At 67.7% G+C, this 19336-nt stretch carries 16 protein-coding genes, 1 tRNA gene and 1 pseudogene; 6 read left to right on the top strand and 12 right to left on the bottom strand.

Annotated features, from left to right (window positions below):
• Window positions 1–172: 172 nt before the first annotated feature.
• The 3 genes from rocD to rsmI all read right to left on the bottom strand — a co-directional run bounded on the left by rocD (window position 173) and on the right by rsmI (window position 3677).
• Window positions 173–1399, bottom strand: coding sequence for an ornithine--oxo-acid transaminase (gene rocD / locus AUCHE_RS07815; RefSeq protein WP_006502742.1), 1227 nt, complete (start codon window positions 1397–1399; stop codon window positions 173–175).
• 136 nt (window positions 1400–1535) lie between these two features.
• Entirely contained in the window at window positions 1536–2651 is a 1116-nt protein-coding gene (gene ald, locus AUCHE_RS07810; RefSeq protein ID WP_006502741.1) for an alanine dehydrogenase, read from the bottom strand.
• A gap of 192 nt (window positions 2652–2843) precedes the next feature.
• Entirely contained in the window at window positions 2844–3677 is an 834-nt protein-coding gene (rsmI, locus tag AUCHE_RS07805) for a 16S rRNA (cytidine(1402)-2'-O)-methyltransferase (protein ID WP_006502740.1), read from the bottom strand.
• Between the two features lie 55 nt (window positions 3678–3732).
• Here rsmI and AUCHE_RS07800 point away from each other — a divergent pair, with 55 nt between their 5' ends.
• The gene (locus tag AUCHE_RS07800; protein ID WP_143114772.1) at window positions 3733–5388 is read left to right on the top strand and encodes a dolichyl-phosphate-mannose--protein mannosyltransferase; all 1656 of its coding nucleotides are present in this window, start codon (window positions 3733–3735) and stop codon (window positions 5386–5388) included.
• A 55-nt stretch (window positions 5389–5443) separates the two neighbouring features.
• On the opposite strand, the gene AUCHE_RS07795 is transcribed toward AUCHE_RS07800, so the two are convergent.
• The 7 genes from AUCHE_RS07795 to glp form a co-directional block, all read right to left on the bottom strand.
• Window positions 5444–5833 carry a hypothetical protein gene (locus AUCHE_RS07795; RefSeq protein WP_006502738.1) on the bottom strand — a complete coding sequence of 130 codons (390 nt, stop codon included), beginning with the start codon at window positions 5831–5833 and terminating at the stop codon, window positions 5444–5446.
• A 299-nt stretch (window positions 5834–6132) separates the two neighbouring features.
• Window positions 6133–6205: transfer RNA gene (locus AUCHE_RS07790), tRNA-Ala, on the bottom strand.
• Between the two features lie 97 nt (window positions 6206–6302).
• The gene (locus tag AUCHE_RS07785) at window positions 6303–7187 is read right to left on the bottom strand and encodes a hypothetical protein (RefSeq protein WP_162137231.1); all 885 of its coding nucleotides are present in this window, start codon (window positions 7185–7187) and stop codon (window positions 6303–6305) included.
• A 110-nt stretch (window positions 7188–7297) separates the two neighbouring features.
• Window positions 7298–7924: a GNAT family N-acetyltransferase gene (locus AUCHE_RS07780; RefSeq protein WP_006502736.1), complete on the bottom strand. Its 627-nt coding sequence runs from the start codon at window positions 7922–7924 to the stop codon at window positions 7298–7300.
• Window positions 7921–8427, bottom strand: a complete 507-nt coding sequence (locus AUCHE_RS07775) for a MogA/MoaB family molybdenum cofactor biosynthesis protein (RefSeq protein WP_006502735.1) — start codon at window positions 8425–8427, stop codon at window positions 7921–7923. Before AUCHE_RS07775 ends, AUCHE_RS07780 begins: the two co-directional genes overlap by 4 nt.
• The gene (moaC, locus tag AUCHE_RS07770; RefSeq protein ID WP_006502734.1) at window positions 8424–8906 is read right to left on the bottom strand and encodes a cyclic pyranopterin monophosphate synthase MoaC; all 483 of its coding nucleotides are present in this window, start codon (window positions 8904–8906) and stop codon (window positions 8424–8426) included. The genes AUCHE_RS07775 and moaC overlap by 4 nt, the downstream gene beginning before the upstream one ends.
• Window positions 8903–10153 (bottom strand): molybdotransferase-like divisome protein Glp, encoded by a 1251-nt coding sequence (glp, locus tag AUCHE_RS07765; RefSeq protein ID WP_006502733.1) that lies wholly within the window; start codon window positions 10151–10153, stop codon window positions 8903–8905. The genes moaC and glp overlap by 4 nt, the downstream gene beginning before the upstream one ends.
• Before the next feature lie 90 nt (window positions 10154–10243).
• Between glp and AUCHE_RS07760 the strand changes: the two genes are divergently transcribed.
• The 3 genes and pseudogenes from AUCHE_RS07760 to AUCHE_RS17840 all read left to right on the top strand — a co-directional run.
• Window positions 10244–10900 (top strand): 5-formyltetrahydrofolate cyclo-ligase, encoded by a 657-nt coding sequence (locus tag AUCHE_RS07760; protein ID WP_052024841.1) that lies wholly within the window; start codon window positions 10244–10246, stop codon window positions 10898–10900.
• 30 nt (window positions 10901–10930) lie between these two features.
• Window positions 10931–12529: a potassium/proton antiporter gene (locus AUCHE_RS07755; RefSeq protein ID WP_006502731.1), complete on the top strand. Its 1599-nt coding sequence runs from the start codon at window positions 10931–10933 to the stop codon at window positions 12527–12529.
• Between the two features lie 127 nt (window positions 12530–12656).
• Window positions 12657–12797: pseudogene (locus AUCHE_RS17840) on the top strand (FmdB family zinc ribbon protein); the annotation flags it as partial.
• A 14-nt stretch (window positions 12798–12811) separates the two neighbouring features.
• Here the strand turns inward: AUCHE_RS17840 and AUCHE_RS17835 are convergent.
• Window positions 12812–13120 (bottom strand): hypothetical protein, encoded by a 309-nt coding sequence (locus AUCHE_RS17835; RefSeq protein ID WP_006502730.1) that lies wholly within the window; start codon window positions 13118–13120, stop codon window positions 12812–12814.
• 63 nt (window positions 13121–13183) lie between these two features.
• Between AUCHE_RS17835 and cpaB the strand changes: the two genes are divergently transcribed.
• The gene (cpaB, locus tag AUCHE_RS15620; RefSeq protein WP_006502729.1) at window positions 13184–13909 is read left to right on the top strand and encodes a Flp pilus assembly protein CpaB; all 726 of its coding nucleotides are present in this window, start codon (window positions 13184–13186) and stop codon (window positions 13907–13909) included.
• Between the two features lie 153 nt (window positions 13910–14062).
• Window positions 14063–14455, top strand: a complete 393-nt coding sequence (mscL, locus tag AUCHE_RS07740; protein WP_006502728.1) for a large conductance mechanosensitive channel protein MscL — start codon at window positions 14063–14065, stop codon at window positions 14453–14455.
• 383 nt (window positions 14456–14838) lie between these two features.
• Here the strand turns inward: mscL and AUCHE_RS07730 are convergent, their stop codons facing one another.
• On the bottom strand, window positions 14839–19107 hold the full coding sequence (locus AUCHE_RS07730) for a hypothetical protein (RefSeq protein WP_143114769.1): 4269 nt from the start codon (window positions 19105–19107) through the stop codon (window positions 14839–14841).
• Window positions 19108–19336: the final 229 nt, after the last annotated feature.

Here is a 19336-nt window from a genome sequence, read left to right as displayed (position 1 = left end):
GCGAGAGCATCGCGGCGGCGCCCTAAGTCACCCATGTCGCTTTCCTCTCTTCGCGGTTTACCGCAACAATCCTAATTCTTCACACCCGAAAACCCACCTTGTGAGCCAGGAATCGTGCCGAAGGTCCCAGGTCGTACGGGCCTGGAAGTAGGCGCGTACGACCTGAGAATGTCTACTTCAGTGCCCCTTGGAGCGCTTCTAGGAGGAGATCCAGTTCCTTTTCGGTGATCGTCAGGGGCGGAGCGAATCGTACCGTCGACCCGTGGGTCTCCTTGGCGAGAACGCCTGCCGACATGAGACGTTCGCAGATCGTTCGGCCGGTGCCCACAGCGGGGTCGACATCGGCTCCGGCCCACAGGCCGCGGGTGCGTAGGCCGACGAGTCCGTTCCCGACGAAAGAGGACAGACCGTCGGCGAGATAGCGGCCTCGAGCCTGAGCCGCCTCGAGGATCTCGCCTTCGGCGAGGATGCCCACGACCTCGTGCGCCACGGCACAGGCCAGGGGGTTGCCCCCGAAGGTGGATCCGTGGGAGCCCGGGGTGATCACCGACATGACGTCCGCGTCGGCGAGTACGGCACTGACCGGAAGGATGCCGCCGCCGAGGGCTTTCCCCAACAGGTAGAGATCCGGCACGACCTGTTCGTGATCGCAGGCGAAGAGGGTTCCGGTGCGGCCCAGCCCGGATTGGATCTCGTCGGCGATCATCAGCATGCCGTGGGTGTCGCACAGCTCCCTGACCGCGCGGAGGAAACCGTCCGGTGGGATGTTCACCCCGCTCTCCCCCTGGATCGGCTCGAGGAGTACCGCGACCGTGTCCGGCGTGATCGCCGCGGACAAGGCCTCGACGTCCCCGAAGGGAATCCCACGGAATCCCTCGGTGAAGGGACCGTAGTCGGCGCGGGCGGTGTCGTCCGTGGAGAAGGACACGATGGTCGTGGTCCGGCCGTGGAAGTTGCCGTCCATGGTCAGGATCACCCCGGTGTTCTCGGCGACGCCCTTGACCCGGCGTCCCCATCGTCGGGCGATCTTCACCGCGGTCTCCACGGCTTCCGCGCCGGAGTTCATCGGCAGGACGTACTCCTTGCCGGCGAGCGAGGCCAGGTCGGTCACGAAGGGCCCCATCTGGTCGTGGTAGAAGGCCCGCGAGGTGAGGGTGAGTCGTTGCACCTGTTCGACGGCTCGGGCGACCAGTCGGGGGTGGCCGTGCCCGAAGTTCAGTGCCGAGTATCCGGCGAGGCAGTCGAGATACCGGCGGCCTTCGACGTCCTCGACCCAGACACCTTGGCCGGATCGGATCACGACCGGCAGGGGGTGGTAGTTGTGTGCTGCGTGGCCCTCGGTGAGGGCGATGTGCTGCGCGCTGTCCAGCGATCTTGCGTCCGTGGTGTCCCCGGCCATGGGTGAGTCCTTCCCGCCTTCGGTCATCCTGTCGAAAATCAGGATGTCAGAACACAACTCACCCCGGTGGGGCGGCCTCGACGCGACATCGGGCCCCGACCGGGGTGAGGAGGACGACCGAGGAGAGGTGGTCCGATCAGGCGAGGACCTTCTCCAGGGGGACGTGTTTCATGTCGAAGGCCTCGGCGACTCCGGGGAAGACGACCTCCCCGCCGTAGGTGTTCAGCCCGAGCGACAGCGGGTGGCTGTCGAGGCAGGCGTCCTTCCATCCCTGGTCAGCGAGACGGATCGCATAGGGCAGAGTGGCGTTCGTCAAAGCCCAGGTGGAGGTGTTGGGCACCGCACCAGGCATATTGGCGACGCAGTAGAAGACCGAGTCATGGACGGGGAAGGTCGGGTCCGCGTGAGTGGTCGGCCGGGAATCCTCGAAGCATCCGCCCTGGTCGATGGCGATGTCGACGAGTACGCTGCCGGGCTTCATCTGGGAGACCAGCTCGTTGGAGACCAACTTGGGCGCTTTCGCGCCGGGGATCAGGACGGCACCGATGACCATGTCCGCCTGCATGACCTGCTGCCTGACGGACAGCGTCGAGGAAGCCAGGCCGTGCACGCGGTTGTTGTACCGCCAGAAGCTCATCCGGAGTTTGTCGAGATCGGTGTCGAGGATGGTGACATCGGCTCCCATGCCGAGCGCGATATTGGCGGCGTTCTGACCGGCGACCCCCCCGCCGAGGACGACGACCTTCGCATTGGCGACGCCGCCGACCCCGCCCATCAGGACCCCGCGGCCGCCCTGAGCCTTCATGAGGGCATGCGCGCCCACCTGAGGAGCGAGGCAGCCGGCGACCTCGGACATCGGGTAGAGCAGGGGGAGCATCCCCGACGGGTGCTGAACCGTCTCGTAGGCGATGGAGGTGGTGCCGGCGGCGAGGAGCGCGTCGGTCTGCGCCTTGTCCGCCGCGAGGTGCAGGTAGGTGAAGAGCACGAGGTCGTCGCGCAGCCGCGGGTACTCCTCGGCGATGGGTTCCTTGACCTTCATGACCATCTCGGACTCGCCCCACAGCTCGTCCGCGGTGTCGATGATCGTGGCACCCTCGGCGACGAACTCGTCGTCGGTGATCGAGGACCCCAGACCGGCACCTTTCTGGACGAGCACGGTGTGCCCGTGGTGGACGAGTTCGTGGACCCCGACGGGGGTGATGCCGACGCGGAACTCGTTGTTCTTGATCTCGGTCGGAATACCGATCTTCACTGCGACCCTCCTGACATGGAACGTCCCTGTATTCCCCGGACGTGTCGTCCCGTACGCGACATTCACTGCCGCTCGTCACGAGCCTAGAAAGAAGCAGCCTTCACGTCAGCCGAATTGCTCTAATAAACAAAAGAACACGAGAATTTTGCCATTTGCTGACCTCTTTGCCTCCGCGCAGAGGACGGTGCCACTTCAGCTGCGGGAGGTCGCGGCCGCGTAGAGCTCCTTGCTGGACATCCCGCTCACTGCGGCCACGGCTTTGCAGGCGTCCTTGAGCCGTTCCCCCGCGGCGACCCGTTCCCGGACCTGCGCCAACGCCTCGGCCGGGTCGCCCCGTCGCTGACCTGCTCCGTCGACGACGACGGTGATCTCCCCGCGCACCTCGCCCCCGGCCCAGCGGGCCAGTTCGTCCAGGGTTCCTCGCCTGACCTCTTCGTAGGTCTTCGTCAGCTCCCGGCAGACCGCTGCCCGACGGTCGGTGCCGAAGGCCTCGGCCAGGGCGGTGAGCATGGCCTCCAAGCGGTGCGGTGCCTCGAAGAAGACCATGGTGCGTCGTTCGGTGGCGAGCTCGGCCAACGCCCGTGCCCGCTCCCCCGGCTTGCGCGGCAGAAACCCCTCGAAGCAGAACCGGCGTACCGGGAGGCCGGACACCGCCAAGGCTCCCAGGACGGCGCTGGGCCCGGGCACGCAGGTCACCCGGATGTCGTGCTCGACCGCGGCAGCGACCAGTCGGTACCCGGGATCGGAGACGCTGGGCATGCCCGCGTCGGTGACCACCAGCACTCGCGCACCCGATCGGAGGTCGTCGACCAGGTCGTCGGCGCGCCCGGCCTCGTTGTGCTCGTGGTAGGACACGATGCGCCCGACGGGGCGTACCTCCAGCGCGGCGAGCAGACGTTGCAGGCGCCGGGTGTCCTCGGCGGCGATGACATCGGCAGATGCCAGTTCCGCGGCCAGTCGCGGTGAGGCGTCGCGGGGGTCGCCGATCGGGGTGGCGGCGAGGACGAGGAGGCCGGTGTCGGTCATAGGACGATCCTGCCAGGAAGTGGCGTGAGCACCTGGGCCGCCTACCATGTCGCCCATGACGTCAGTGAGCGCGACGCCCCCCGAGACGCTCGGCAGACAGGCCGGTGCCAGCCGACCGTCGGCCACGGTGATCGGCCGCGATGTGGATATCGCCGGCCGGGTGGACATCCTGCGCAGGCGTCTGCTGGGGGTGCGGCCTTCGGACCGGTTGCTCGGCTGGCTCGGCCCCTTGTTCGCGGCTCTCGTCGGTGGCGTCATCCGTTTCTGGGAACTGGGCCGGATCAACACGCTCATCTTCGACGAGACCTACTACGTCAAGCAGGGCTACTCGATGCTCCTGCACGGCGTGGAGATGCGGGACAACCAGGTCAACAAGGAGAACGTCCTGTGGAACGCCGGAACCTTCGATCCGGCGAAGATCTTCATCAACGAAGCCGATTTCGTGGTGCATCCGCCGGTCGGCAAGTGGGTCATCGCCGCGGGTGAGTACCTTTTCGGGATCTCCGATCCCTTCGGGTGGCGTTTCTCGGTGGCCCTGCTGGGAACCTTGTCGATCCTGATGCTGGGCCGGGCGGCCCTGCGACTGTTCGGCTCGGCCTATCTGGCGACCTGCGCTGCCGTACTGCTGGCTTTCGACGGGCACCACTTCACGCACAGCCGGACCGGCCTGCTCGACCTGATCGTCATGTTCTTCGCCCTGGGTGCTTTCTGCGCTCTCCTGGTCGACCGGGATCACACCCGGGAGAGATTGGCGCACAAGATCGCTCAAGGTGCGCCGATCACCGGGACCGGGCCGTGGTTGTGGGGGCGGCCGTGGCGCTGGGTCGCCGCGGTGAGCCTCGGGTTGTGCATCGGCACGAAATGGTCCGGATTGTGGTTCCTGGCGGTCTTCGGGCTGATGACGGTGGCCTGGGATCTGGGTGCTCGTCGTACCGTCGGTGTCCGGCGTTGGCTGAGCGGGACCTTTGTGAAGGACGCTGTCCCTGCCGGGATCGGCATGGTCGGCACGGCTTTGGTCGTCTACGTGGCGAGCTGGGTCGGCTGGTTGACCGGAAGCACCGGTTGGGGGCGGAACTGGGCTGCGGAGAACCCGGCGCAGACCGATCTGGGCGGGATCGTGCCGGATGCCTTGCGCGCGTTGTGGAACTACCACCAGCAGGCGTGGAACTTCCATGTCGGTTTGAACTCGGGGCATCCGTACGCGTCGAATCCGTGGTCGTGGATCATCATGGGGCGCCCCACCAGTTTCTACTACGAGGGTCCGAAGCTGGCCGAGCAGGGGTGCGCGGTCGATCAGTGCAGCAAGGCGATCACCAATATCGGCACGGTGTCGATCTGGTGGGCGGCGGCGGCGATGATCCCGGTGCTGCTCTTCTGTTGGGCGATGCGTCGTGACTGGCGGGCCGGGGCCGTGCTGGCTGGTCTGTTGGCGGGGTGGTTCCCGTGGTTCCTCTTCCAGGAGCGCACCATCTACACCTTCTACGCGGTGGCTTTCGTCCCCTGGGTGGTCCTGGCGGTCGTCTACGGGATGTCGCTGATGGTGGTTCCACGGTCGGCCGGCCCGGGCCGGTATCGGATGGGTGTCCTGGTGACCGGCGGTTTCGTGGTGTTGTCGGTGGCTTTGTTCGTGTTCTGGTGGCCGGTGCTCACCGCGCAGGTCATCCCGTATCCGGAGTGGCAGTGGCGGATGTGGTTCCCTTCGTGGGTGTGATTTCTGCGCCGCTTCCGGTCGTGGCCCTGGCTGGCGCGCCCCTTGAGGTCGTAGGTCAGCGTCGTTGCCGGTATCCGGCGAGGACGAGCAGCCCCAACACCAGCACCGACACGGTGAGCAGGGTGCCCATCTGGAGTGCGCGGTGGTCGGGGTCGATGGAGGCCCAGACGGCGACCAGGACGAAAAGGATGACGGCGGCCACGGCGGGGAAGAGAATCGCAGCGACCCGGCTGGGGCGGCGTCGGACGGGGACGGCGCCGGCAGTGTTCTTCTGTCGACGTACCTTCTTGGTCCGGGGCCCTGCTCCTGGCCAGGAGTCGGTGCCCTGAGCTGTGGTCGCTCCTGGCCAGGTGGGGACGACGGGGGCGACGGAGCGTAGTCCGCCCGCTCCCGGCCAGGAGTCCGGCGGGGGCGGGGTGGCTGCGTCGTAGGTCTGCTCGGACACGATGCCAGTCTCACACGCGATGGGAGTTATGTCCGCTATTGACGGTCGAAGGCCCCTGCCCGCAGACCGCTACCGCTCGCGCTGGTCGTCGCGACCCTGTGGGTCGTGATGGCGTTCCGGAACTCCTCAGCGATCCCAGCCCGTCCCTGTCCACACCGGCAGCCGATAGTGATGAGTTCGCCGACGGCATCGAGATCGCGAAAACAAAAGAGCGACGATCCGACTCGGTGAGTCGTTCGTCGCCCTCGCACCAACACCAGGTTCTACCGATGTCAAGTGTTCTCGTACATCTGAAATTGTGGAGCTGAGGGGACTCGAACCCCTGACCCCCTCGTTGCGAACGAGGTGCGCTACCAGCTGCGCCACAGCCCCTTGATGCGAGAACCAACCATAGCACCCGTGAAGTCAACGTAGAAATCAGTCGATAACCCACCGGCTCAACCGGCTCCGCGCCAGGGAAATGCCCTGTTCACTCCCCCACGGCGAGCCGATGTTGTGGCATCCGATCGCCCTGCAGCCCACTGTCCAGTGGCACCACCGGGATCTCTTCGGTATCGGGTTCGGGCGTGGCGGCAGGCCTTTTCATCATGTACAGCGGGCGCGGTACCGGCACCGGCGACCAGCCCCCGCCGAACAAGTCGTCCTCGTGAACGGTCGGGCGCTCCACGCCGTCCTCCGAGGAAGCACGGACGGCGGCCTGCGCGACCTCCACGCCCGCCTCGTCCTGCGCCCTCGACTGGCCGCCTCCGGCAGCACCGGAAATACTCCGGGCAGCGGACACACCGACCGCATCCTCACCCTCGCTGTGGTTCCGATAAGCCGCGGCGCGGCGGATGCGGCGGCCCGCTGACACCTGGTGTTCCCACCACACCTGGCCGAAGAGCGCCGCCGCTGCACCCGCGGCACAGACCGGCAGCCACCACGACACCCGTCCGAGGGAGGCGGCCGACGCGCCGAGCAGGGTCACTGCCGAGGCGACCAGGAAGGCGTAGGCCCGCGTCCGCCGACGGCGGCTGTCCCCCCGACCGTCCGGCGGAGGAACCGCCCACCCGGAGGCGTGCTCCGTACAGTCTTCCGGCGACACGACCGGAAGGCTGGTACCGGGGGTCGTACCCGGCCGGCGGGCCAAGGCACCTGCCGTCAGGATCGAGGCCCCGTTCCCGCCGGAGGACGTCCCGGCCGTCTCGTGCTCCACAGGTTTCGACGAGCGCCGTTCCAGCACCCGGATGTGCTCGGAGAAACGGTCGACGGTACGCGCCGTGATCAACCGTTCACGCCGTCGGACAACCCGCACCCAGCCATATCCGATCCAGGTGACGAGAAGAACGAAGAACACCAATCCACTCGCTGCCACAGCACATAAATTACGACCGTGGACAACCCGCCCCAGGAACTCTCAACGGTGTGTCGAAAGCTTAAATGACAAAGCTGTCATTCATCCCCGATGAACGGATAAAAAGCTGATCAGGTCGGACGTCCGCCGCACTCGACCTCATTCCAACGATCGACCCACGAACGGCCCCGCACATCTTCACGAAGCAATGAGAAACAACGATGGTCCCGCCATTCTCCATTCACGAAAATGACACCCCGGGCGACACCTTCATCCACGAAACCGAGTTTTTCCATCACCCGCGTACTGGGCTGATTGTCCAATTGCACATAAGCCACCAACCGGTGCAGGGCCAGCGGACCGAACGCACGATCCACCACCGCGGACAACGCCGCCGGCGCGATCCCCCGCCCGGCCCACTGCTGAGCCGTCCAATAACCCACGACCGCCGACCGCGAAGAACCCCACACCAACTGACTCAACTGCACCTGCCCGACGAGACAACCGTCCACCTCCACCACGAAGGACTGGGCACGCCCCGCCCGACCCTCAGCGTCGTAATAACGCACCAGACGCCCGAAAGACGCACTCCGCCCCGGCCGAGGACTACCCGCCTCCCACGGACGCAACCAACCCTGCTGGGCCTGACGGAGCGCCTCCCACTCGGCCCGATCCCGGCGCCGCAGAGGACGCAGGACCACATCGGGACGCCCCCCGGCGCGACGAACACGCACGACGGCAGGCCAGAGCCCACTCACACGTGGTCTCCTCCGCCCATCTGATCCAACACATGGGCCAACACCGGCTCCAGAGCGGCGAGCGCATCCTTGACGCCGCCGGTCGAACCAGGCATGTTGACCACCAAGGTGCGGCCGGCAACACCGACAACTCCGCGGGAGAGCACGGCATTGGCGATGCCATTGTCGATACCGACCCGGCGGATCGCCTCGGCCAGACCAGGGATCTGCCTGTCCAGCAGAGGAATCGTCATCTCAGGGGTGAGATCCGTGGGAGTGACACCGGTGCCACCGGAAGTGAGGACGACATCCGGGCCGACAGCCACAGCCTCTTCGAGCGCTCGACGGACCGGTTCACCATCGGCCACGATCACCGCGTCAGGACAGATGACACCCCACTCCCGGAGACGGTCGACAGCGAGTTTCCCGCTGCGATCGGCGTAGATCCCCGCCGCGGCTCGTGTCGAAGCGACGATGACCACCGCCGTCCGGCCGGTGAGTCGAGAACCTTCCTGCGAACTCATGCCTCTTCAGACCAATCTCCCGACCGGCCCCCGGACTTGGAAGTGACGCGAAGATCGGTGATCCGGGCGTGCTTGTCGACCGCCTTGACCATGTCGACCAAGGCCAATGCGGCGACACTCACACAGGTCAACGCTTCCATCTCGATACCCGTCCGATCCGCGGTACGACAGATCGCGTGGATGTCCACGCCGGCGTCGGTGACCTCCAGGTCGACCTCCACACCGTGCACCGCGATCGGATGCGCCAGAGGAACCAGATCAGGACATTTCTTCGCGGCCTGGATACCGGCGATACGAGCCACCGCCAGCGCATCACCCTTCGGGACGGTCCCCGAACGCAGCGCCGTCACGGCCTCTGCGCTGAGGAGCACCCGGCCGGCAGCCCCGGCCTGACGGGCAGTGACCGCCTTGGCCGTGACGTCGACCATGTGCGCGGTCCCATCGGCCCGCACATGGGTCAACCCTTGGTTCTCGTTCACGCAGCACTCCCCTGTTCTTCGCCGACGACCTCGATCGGCCCGATCTGCAAGCAGGACAAGGTATCGCCTGGAGACACCCTGGTCACATCGGCAGGGACCACGGCCAAGGCGTTGGCCGCCGCGAGCCCGCCGAGGATGTGACTGCCCTGGGCCCCGGCCAGCCGGACGGTGTGCCGGTCCGGGGAACGGGTGAGCTGCACCCGGGTGTACTGGACTTTGCCCTGCGGAGACGCCCACCCGTCGGTGACGACGGCGCGGATCGGCTCCTGCTCGCGGGCCGGCCGGCCGGCCATCACCCGCAGCGCAGGCGCGACGAAGGCCTCGAAGGAGACGAGCGCGCTGACCGGGTTGCCCGGCAGGGTAAACACGGGAGTACGGTCCGGGCCGATGACGCCGAACCCCTGAGGTTTGCCCGGCTGCATGGCGACCTTGTGGAAGTCGACGGTGCCCAGACTGTTCAAGGCCTCCTTGACGACGTCGAAAGCACCCATGGAGACACCGCCGGTGGTGATGATCGCATCGGCGCGGACGAGCTGGGACTGCAAGGTGTGCAGGAAGGTGTCGATGTCGTCGGGCACGCCGGAAACCCGGTACGGGAGGGCGCCGAGTTCACGGACCGCGGCGACGAGCATCGGCGAGTTGCTGTCGACGATCTGACCCCGGCCGGGCATCTGCCCGGCGTCGACGAGTTCGTCGCCGGTGCTGATCACGACGACCCGAGGTGGGGGGACGGCCACGACCTCGCCGTAACCCACCGCGGCTATGACCGCGATCTGCCGGGACCCCAGACGGGTTCCGCTACGGACGACGACCTCACCGGGGGCCACGTCCTCGGCTTCACGACGGATGTGCCGCCCGGAAGGAGGCGAGGCGTGGACGGCGACCGTCTCCGCGCCGGCGTCGGTATCCTCGACGGGAACGATCGTGTCCGCGCCTTCGGGAACGGGCGCGCCGGTCATGATGCGATAGGCCCGTCCCGGCGGGAGCACCAACTGCCGGGTGTCACCGGCAGGGATGTCCCCGACGACGTCGAGAGTCACCGGGGTCTGCGGCGAGGCGCCCTCGACATCGGCGGCACGCAACGCGTACCCGTCCATCGCGGAGTTGTCGAAGCCGGGCAACCCGGTGAGCGCGGTGATGTCCTCGGCGAGCACACATCCCTGCGCGTCGAGGAGGTGCATGCGACTCGCCTGCAGTCGAGAGACCTGCGCGAGGATCCGCTCCAGGTGCTGTTCCACGCTGATCATGGTCTTCCTTTCGCTCCCGGGTGGATCCGGGCCACATCGCCGTGAGCTGAACGCATGGATGCACCCTATCGGCGCGGGCAGACTTGCCCCATGAGCCCACACCCTGCGGAGCTGACCCCGTCGGAGATCACTGCCGTCAAGAAGGACATGCGGGCCCGGGCGCGCGCCAGGAGAGCAGCCCGAGCGGCCGAGGACGACAGCACGGCACGGCGGTCCAGGGATGCCGATCTGATCGCCGAGGCCGTCCTGGACGCGCCGGGGCTCCCCGGCCGGGGCGACTGGTCGGGGCTCGTCGTGGCGTCCTACCTGGACATGCCCACCGAGCCGGCCACCGATGCGATGCACCGGGCGTTGACCGGACGAGGCGCCCGGGTCATCGTCCCGGTCCTCCTGCCCGACATGGACCTCGACTGGACCGATGCCCGATACGGGCGCCCAGGCAGCAGAGAGGACCCCGAGCAGCCGACTCCTCGGCACGGGGTGGACGCCGTCGGATCGGCCGACCTGGTGATCGTGCCCGCGCTCCTGGTTGACGAACAGGGATGGCGGCTGGGCCAGGGCGGTGGATGCTACGACCGGGCGTTACGACGCCGACCCGCGCATGCCCTGGTGGCGGCGCTGGTCGATGACGACGCACTCGTCCCCTGGGTGCCCCATACCGTCCATGACCGACCGGTCGACGCGGTGATCCGTCCGACGTCCGGTTGGACTCATCTCCCGGCCGGATCATCCGATTTGCGAAAATAGCCCCGCCGCAGCCCGTCACAGAGGAGCACCGTGTCCCCGCTGGAGTCCTTCACCGTGTGGGACCTCGGGATGTGGCTGGCGATCGCCTCCGCCGTCCTCGTCGTCGCCGTCGCCGCAGTACGCCTGTCGACCAGGACCGGGCTTCCCTCGCTGCTGATCTACCTGCTGATCGGCGTCGGGCTCGGCCCGGAGGGGCTGGGACTGGAGTTCCAGTCCATGTCGCTGACCCGGGTCCTGGGGTATCTCGCGCTCGCCCTGATCCTCGCCGAAGGTGGGCTGACCACGGACTGGTCGGACATCCGCTCCTCGGTGGCCCCGGCCGCGCTGCTGTCCACGGTGGGGGTCGGCGTCTCCGTCGTGGTCGTCGCGGTCGCGGCCCATCTCCTCATCGGGATCGACTGGCAGATCGCACTGCTCCTGGGTGCGATCCTCGCTTCCACGGATGCCGCCGCCGTCTTCTCGGTCCTGCGATCGGTTCCGCTGCCCCGGCGCCTGACCGGCATCCTCGAGGCCGAGTCCGGTTTCAACGACGCCCCGGTGGTCCTGGTCGTGGTGGCATTGTCCGCGCAAGCCGCCGGCCAGGCCCCGCAGAGTTCCGTCGGCGACGCGGCCCTCCTGCTCGTCGTCTCGATCGTGGGCGAGCTCGTCGGAGGAGCCCTGATCGGGGTGGCGACCGGCTGGCTCGGTGCCCGGGTGATGCGTCTACTGGTGTCCGGTCATTCGGGGATCTTCCCGATCGGGGTGTACGCCTGGGCCATGCTGGCCTACGGGTTGGCTTCGGTGCTGCACACGTCCGGGTTCATCGCCGTCTACCTGGCCGGGCTGTTGTTGGGCAACCAGCAGTTGCCCCACCGGGCGGCGACCCGGGGGTTCGCGCAGGCATCGGGCTGGTTGGCCCAGATCGGTCTCTTCGTGATGTTGGGGATGCTGACCACACCCACCGAACTGATCGATCAGCTGTTGCCTGCCGTCGTCCTGGGACTGGTCCTGCTCGTCGTGGCCCGACCGGTGTCGGTGTTCGCGTCCTGCACCTTCTTCGGACTGTCCTGGCGGGAGCAGCTCTTCCTGTCCTGGGCCGGGCTCCGCGGCGCGGTACCGATCGTCCTGGCCACCGTGCCCTTCATCGCCGGAGTTCCTGGGGTCAGTTGGCTCTTCGACCTGGTGTTCGTGCTGGTCCTCGTCTTCACCGTCGTGCAAGGGCCCACTCTGCCCTGGGTGGCGCGGCGACTCCACGTCACCGAACGGGACCGGGCGCACACCCTCGAGGTGGAGACCACCCCGTTGGAGGAGGTCGGCGCGGACCTGTTGGAGGTCAGCATCGGCGAGGAGTCCCGACTCCACGGAATCGAACTGTTCGAACTGCGTCTACCGGTCGGTGCACAGATCGCCCTGGTCGTCCGCGACCGGACCTCCTTCGTGCCGACACCGAACACTGCTTTACGCCGGGGCGATCGGATGATCGTGGTGGCAGCGCCAGGAACGCGGGAGCAGACGGAGCACCGCCTGCACGCCGTCGACCTCCAGGGAAGGCTCGCCGGTTGGCACCGGACCATCGGTGCCCCGGACGGGAGGAAACCGCCTGTCAGAGGTGGCCGGGCGGTCGCCGACGGCCCGGATCGGCCGGGGTGACCTCGGAGCTCGCGTCGAAGAACACATCCCCTGGACAGCGCTGTGACCAGCGGCGGCGTGGAATGGCTGCGGTCGTGGCAGCGTTAGAATCGTCGATGAACCCACTTTTCCCTGCTGGAGATGATGCATGCCCACCTATGCCTACGCCTGCACCGACTGCGGACACAACTTCGAGGTACGTCAGTCTTTTTCCGACAACGCTCTGACCGACTGCCCGGAGTGCACCGGGCGGCTGCGCAAACTGTTCAACGCGGTGGGCGTGGTCTTCAAGGGCAGCGGTTTCTACCGCACCGACTCCCGCGGTTCGTCCTCCAGCTCGACGGCGGCCTCCTCGACGTCGACCTCGACGTCGTCGTCCGGTGGCTCCGGCTCGTCCGGTAGCTCCACCCCCAGCTCCTCGTCGACCAGCAGCTCGACGTCGACGAGCTGACTCGACGACGGATCTCCCGCGCGACGACGGCCCCGTAACCCCTCCGACCAGGTGGTGACGGGGCCGTCGTGCGTGCCGTAGACGAAGGTGGCACCTCCGGTACCGCGCGATGAGGGCCGAGCCGATCTGCTCTCGTCCACATCCGCCCGCGCGGCCGACACGATGTCCCCATCCGGGCCAGGGAGGCTCCGGCCCGCCCAGAGTGAGACCTAGGCTGCCCGACCATGGCCCTCCCCACCCGCACCACCGCCCCGCCCTCGACCCCAGGTCGGCTGCCGCGCCCCTTCCGTCGAGGCGCCCCTGAACAACTGCCCTCCTCCCGGACACGCGCCTGGCGTCGTACCACCCTGCGCAAGCTCGCCGCCGGTTCTTGTGCCCTGGCCGCCTGCTGGCTGACCCTGCATCAGGTCGAAGCCCGCTCCGCCCCCGAGGAACACACCGTCCTGACTGCCGCCCACGACCTGCCCGTCGGACACACGTTGACCCAGGCCGACCTGACCCGACTGCCGGTTCCCCGCCGAGTCGTTCCCCCCTCAGCTCTCGACGATCCCGCAGCCGTCGTCGGCCGCACCTTGACCGGGACGCTCAGCAGCGGGGAGATCCTCACCGCACCCCGGGTACGTGCCGAGGCCCTCACCCTCCCGGAAGGCCGCCGCGCCTTGCATCTCCCCTTGGCCGACGGCGGGGCCCTGACCCGACTCAGCCCCGGTGACCACGTGGACATCGTCGCCGTCCGCGACGGCAATGTGCTGGCTGCGGACGCAGTGGTCCTCGACGTCGACAAGGTCTCCTCGGGTGCTTTCGGCGCCGCACCGCAGAACGACCGTGGGCTCACCGTGTCCGTCTCGACGGCCCAGGTGGGGCCGGTGACCAACGCCGGTCTGGGCGGCAGCACCCGAGGCGTCCACGTGGTCTCCCGCGGGCAAGGTCCGGCCTCGGGGAAAAGCTGAGGAATTCATTCGTCGCAACACCCGAATGAGATGAATAAGCAGGAAGCCCAACATGAGTAGGATGTCCGACGGTCGTTCCGCCTCGCACGACGACGTGTTCTTGATCTCGCGGGCGAACCTGTCCCCCATAAAAACTTCGTCGACAGGACAACCATGCTCAAAGGCTTCAAAGAATTCATCATGCGCGGCAATGTCGTGGACCTCGCGATCGCGGTGGTCATCGGTGCGGCATTCCAGAAGGTCGTCGACACATTCGTCTCGGCCATCGTGACCCCCATCCTGAACGCGATGCCCGGAGCAAAGGTCGAAGGTTGGGGTTTCCAACTCCTCGCCGACAAACCGAATACCTTGATCAACTTCTCCACCATCATCAACTCGGTGATCGTCTTCCTCATGACGGCAGCGGTGGTGTACTTCATCTTCGTCGTGCCGATGAACAAGCTCGCCGAGCGTCGCGCCCGCGGCAAGGAGCCGGAGCCCAAGGCCGTCTCCGAAGAGGTGCTGCTGCTGCAGGAGATCCGCGACGAGCTGCGCAAACGCGCCTGACGATCCGGGGACGCCGTATCTCCGGCCCGGAGTAGTACACCGGCCGGCAGGATCGCAGCCGCCACAGCGGAGGGGCGGGACATCTGACGATGTCCCGCCCCTCCGCTGTCACCAGGTGCTCTGCTCACCTGTGGTGTCGAGACAACTTCAGCCCCAGTGCGGCGGCCGTTGCTCCAGGATCCACCGGTCACGTTCACTCAACAGGGCGGGTTTTCCGCCGGTCCGTCCGGCGGCACGCCCACCTGGGACGGATGGCGGAACCTCCAGATCGTCCGAGGTCGGGTCCAGCTGCGGCACCACTCCCGGCGCATCGTCAGTGCGTACACGCCGACGGCCGACCCGTCTGATCTCGGGCCTGTTCTGCTCCACCGATTCCCTCGCTCCTACTCGCGGACGATCTCCACGATACGGGCGACATCACGGGCCGGGTCACGGAAGATGTCCGTGCTCCACACCCGCACACACCGCCACCCCCGCAAGGCCAACTGTTCGGGGATCAACCTTTCTCGTTCACGCACCGTCGACACCCCAGCGGCGCGGTCCCCGTCGGAGACGACCGCGACCGTCATGCTCCCGGGATGGTGCGGGTCCTCGACCACGAGGTCCAAGCGCATCCGGCCGAAGCCGAAACCTTCGTGGACGGTCAGGCCCTCTGTGCGCAACCTGGTGGCCAGTTCGGTGACCAGGGCATGTCGTCCGGCCAGCCGGAGACGTTCCTCCGCCGTGTACTCGGAGACCTTCTCCTCCGGGTCGTCGCCGCCCTCCGCCCCCGGCTTCTTGGCTTCTTCCGGCTTGTCCTGGCCTGCGGGGGACGCACCCGGAGCAGAACCTGCCCCAGGTGCAGGAGCCGGGCCGATGGCTGCGCATCCGCCGGAGGACCCGCCTTGTTCGGCATAGGCCAACAGCTCGGCGAGGCGGCGCTGGCCAGGGCCCCCGTCGGCGACCCGCGCCATATCGGCCGGGGTCACCGCGGTGACGATGTCCAAGCGATGCCGGGCCATGGCGACCACGGTGTCGACGACCCGATCACCGTCGTAGCGGACGAGCCGCTCCGGCAGATGCATCTGCCCGTCGGCGCCGGGCACCAATCCGCTGGCGAAGACGACTGTGTCACGGCTGTGCCCTGCGGCGTCGTCGACCGTGGTGATCAACAGGCGTTCAGGGTGTTTCTCCACCAGACAGGCCGCAGAGGCCGCCTGTGCGTCCTGGGTGAAGGCATAACGGATGTCCCGGTCCAAGGTCTGGGCCTGCTCCGGGGAGAGCGCCACCACGGCGATGCTGTCCCCGGGCCGACGACGAGCGTGTTCCACGACGAGTTCGACGACCCTACTGTTCTCCCGGCCTTCTGCCGCCTGCCCTTCGTCGTCCGCGGAGGACAGAACCACACCGGTGCGCAGCAGACGCACCGGAACTGAACGTCCGGCATTGGGCCATACCTCGATCGGTTCGTCGCGACGGGCATTCGCGAAGGACACCAGTTGGGCATCCCGTTCCCCGTAGACCCGATCGAGCCGCCGCGGAGGCAGAAGGGCTGCCAGCTCGGTCAACACCGATGCCAGTCCTTGGTATTCGGTGTCGGGGAGGTAGGTGTCACCGGTGGCGAGGGTGTCGAACTGCATCGGCTCCAGGCAGCGCAGATCACCGACCGCCACCACATGGGCGGCTCGGGTCAGCGCCGAGATGGCATGGGACAGAGGAAGCCGTCCGGCATCGTCGATCAGGACCGCATCGAACGCCAGGTGGGTGGGCACCACCGAGGCGACCGTCAAGGGGCTCATCACCCAGATCGGAGCGACCGCGGCAGCGACTTCACCGGTATCGGCCAACAGGGTGCGGATCGGACGCGGCTGTTCCTCGTCGACCGCGGCCCGCAGAGCGGTCACCTGGTCGGGGCGGGTGGACGCCTCCACCCGGGCATGTGCCCTGGCCCGGTCGAGGACATGTGCCGCCCGCCCGGCCAGCAGAGCCCGATCGCTGTCGGCGAAATGCCTCGACAGCGAGCGCAGCCCCGCGCCGTCATGCTGTCCGTAAGCATTGTCCTCCCGCGCGATGTGATCGAGCAGGGAAAGCCACCATACGAATTCGACCTCTGCGGCGACTCTGTCCACCGGCACCTTGCGGCAGGCCAGATCGTCGAGGAGATCTCCCAGACCCGCCGCGGTCAATCGGTCGAGCCGCTCGGCGACCTTGGGGAGGACCCGCACCCGGTCCCCCTGCTCGGTGAGTCGGATCAAACGTTGATGGACCTCGTCCAACGGCTGGGTGAGCAGCCCGCCGCCCTGTCGACTTCCCACGAGCGCCTGGTCGAGCCAGTGCAGGTCGGCGACCAGGGAGTCCCACCGGGAGCAGGCGTCGTCGTATCCCTCGGGAACACAGGGTTCCGCGTCCCGTCCGGACAGCGCCGACCACCGGTCGACCTGGTCCTGGGCACGGATCAACCCCTCGTGGAGGGAATCCACCCGGGCGTGGGGCAGCACCAGGGAGCGGGCCGTCTTCTTACCGACGCTACGGGTCCACCACCGGGCGTGGCCCTCGTTGTTCGGCGAGGTCGCCACGATGAGCGGCTGCAAAGGGGTCAGGAAGATCTCGTGCCGGTAGTCCCCGAGGGTCTCCCGGACATCGGCGATGAGTTCGAGCGCGACTCCCCAGTCCTCGACGGTATGCGCCGGTGGCAGGCCGGCCGCGGACAAGGTCGCGTTCAGCGAGGCCCGGTCCTCGGCAAGACGTCTCTTCGCCAGCTGTCGGACGAGCGCGAGCCCCCGCTCGTAGTCACCGATACCGGGGAAACGCACCCCCCACCAAGGGTCGTCGGCGCCTTTCGCCGTCCATGCGCCTTCGGCGGCGACCTCGGCGGCCTCGGCAGCGAGGCGTTCCATCGTCGGGCGGGTCAGCTGGTGCAGGGGCGCCGGCGCGATCCGGACCCGCGAGGTCGGCGCGTTCTCCCGGGCGGACAGCACCGCGAGCGCCGTCTGGGCGTCGAAGACGCTGACATTCCAGGGTTGGCGACGGCCGTGCAGGGAGTCGATGTGGGCGGCCAGACGTCCGCGGGTGCGTGACAGGGCTGCTTCGGGGGTGTCTGCGTCCGGGCGTGGGTTCTCGGTGGCGTCGGCGAACCGGAAACGGGTGGCCTGTCGGCCGTTCTCCGGGACCGATCTCAGGTCGTAGGCCTCGTCGTGGGCGTCGATGCCTTCGACGACTCGGCGGGCGAGGGTGCGGCGTAGTTCCTGGGGGTCTCGGGCGTCGAGCACCAGTTCGGAGAGGCCGGCCTTGTCGAGGTATTTGGTGAAGTCGTCGAGCTGTCTGGCGCTTTCGCTGATGACCAGGACCCGTTGGTCGTTGCCGACGAGAGCGGCGGCGACATTCACCAGGGTCTGGGTGGCGCCGGATCCGCGGGGCGCGTCGACGACGACATGTCGTCCGCTGCGTGCCGCGTCGACGACTTCGGCCTGGCGGGGGTCGGCGTCCAGGACCAGCAGTTCCCGGTCGAGGTCTGGTTCGGTGGGTCGTCTGGAGCGGTCGGCGAGTCCGCTGGCGGCGTCGGATCGTAGGGCCTCACGTCCGCCGGCGTCTCCGGCGAGGGCGGCGACGATGTCGTTCGCTGAGGCCAGTCCGGCGAAGGCGGCCAGGTCGGCGACCATCGCCATCTTGCCCAGGGCGAAGGTGGACAGGACCCGTCGGTCGTCGATGGTGAAACCGGGTACCTGCACGAGGAGCCTGCGGAGCTCGCGGTACACCGGCAGCGGGTCGAACCTGCCGGTGGAGTGCGCGAGTTCGGCGAGGGCGTCCCCGTCGAGCCGCACCCCTTGCTCGGAGGACATGTAATGCATGAGGACGGGGTTGATCTCGATCCGGGAGGACAGTTCGAGCTCGACGTCGGTCTCTCCGGCGTCCACGGCGTGCAGACGCACCGAACGCAACATGATGGGCGCTTGGGGGCAGCGCAGGGTGCCGGGCAGCTCCCAGGTCGCCATGCCTACACAGACGTAGGTGGAGGCGATGCCGTGTTCTTCCCACAGTTCCAACGATTTCGCCCGTATCCGCCGGGTGGTGACCAGGACGTCCCGGAAGGCTGCCGATTCCCGCACCAGGTGCGACAGGCGCACGACATTGCCGGCCATCAGCATCGACAGGCCGGTCGGGTGGGCTTTCGTCAGGTCCAGCGCGCCGTCGATGCTGTCCCGGTACCAGAGCAGGGCGTTGGGTCCGCCGGTCTCGGCGAGTTCTCCCCGCCATGTCCGGAGGGCCACTCCGACCCGTTCGCTGCGCGACGGGGCGGCGCCCGGTTCCCAGCCGACGTCGGCGACGGGTACGCGCCGGTCGCGGCGGCTCACCGGGCGGTCCTCACCGACTGCTGCCTGTGCGCTCGCGGTGTCAGCGACCTTAACCTCCATGTCCGATGTTCTCTGTCCTTGAGAAGTGGTCTCGGCGGGAGCGATGTTCTCGCTCGGTCCGCTTTGGTGTTCGGGTTGTTCTTCTTGGTCTGTGTGGCCCGAGCGGTCGACGACGACCTTGTCGGAGGTGTCGTCCTGCGGCGGTGCAGGCGGGTGCACACGGCGTCGGGCGCCGGTGGTGCGTCCACCGGCTGTCGTCGACGTGCGACGTGCCGTGTCACCACCGGTGCCGGCGGTTGGCCGCTTTGGGGTCGGATTCACGCCCCCAGGCTACGTGTTCACCTGCGGTAGCCCTGGCCTGGACACGCGCGCCCTGGTCGGCGTGTCATGATCCTCCCACCTCACCCTTGCAGGTCGGTGTCCTGCGCCGACCCGGCAGGTCAGACGCCGGTAGATGCGCCTCCCCCCGGACCGGTGGACCGGGTTGACGGGCGAGTGGGACACATAACCAAACGCATGAGAGACTATGCGAGTGCCTGCGGCTGGCAGG

It is taken from the genome of Austwickia chelonae NBRC 105200, assembly GCF_000298175.1.
GTDB classification, from domain to species: domain Bacteria; phylum Actinomycetota; class Actinomycetes; order Actinomycetales; family Dermatophilaceae; genus Austwickia; species Austwickia chelonae.
This window is presented reverse-complemented; position numbering and strand designations above follow the sequence as displayed.

Coding starts and splice junctions, on each gene's coding strand:
- rsmI (WP_006502740.1), bottom strand. CDS start 3,677: ATGACCGACACCGGCCTCCTCGTCCTCGCCGCCACCCCGATCGGCGAC.
- AUCHE_RS07760 (WP_052024841.1), top strand. CDS start 10,244: ATGAGCCCACACCCTGCGGAGCTGACCCCGTCGGAGATCACTGCCGTC.
- AUCHE_RS07775 (WP_006502735.1), bottom strand. CDS start 8,427: ATGAGTTCGCAGGAAGGTTCTCGACTCACCGGCCGGACGGCGGTGGTC.
- rocD (WP_006502742.1), bottom strand. CDS start 1,399: ATGGCCGGGGACACCACGGACGCAAGATCGCTGGACAGCGCGCAGCAC.
- AUCHE_RS07800 (WP_143114772.1), top strand. CDS start 3,733: ATGACGTCAGTGAGCGCGACGCCCCCCGAGACGCTCGGCAGACAGGCC.
- cpaB (WP_006502729.1), top strand. CDS start 13,184: ATGGCCCTCCCCACCCGCACCACCGCCCCGCCCTCGACCCCAGGTCGG.
- glp (WP_006502733.1), bottom strand. CDS start 10,153: ATGATCAGCGTGGAACAGCACCTGGAGCGGATCCTCGCGCAGGTCTCT.
- mscL (WP_006502728.1), top strand. CDS start 14,063: ATGCTCAAAGGCTTCAAAGAATTCATCATGCGCGGCAATGTCGTGGAC.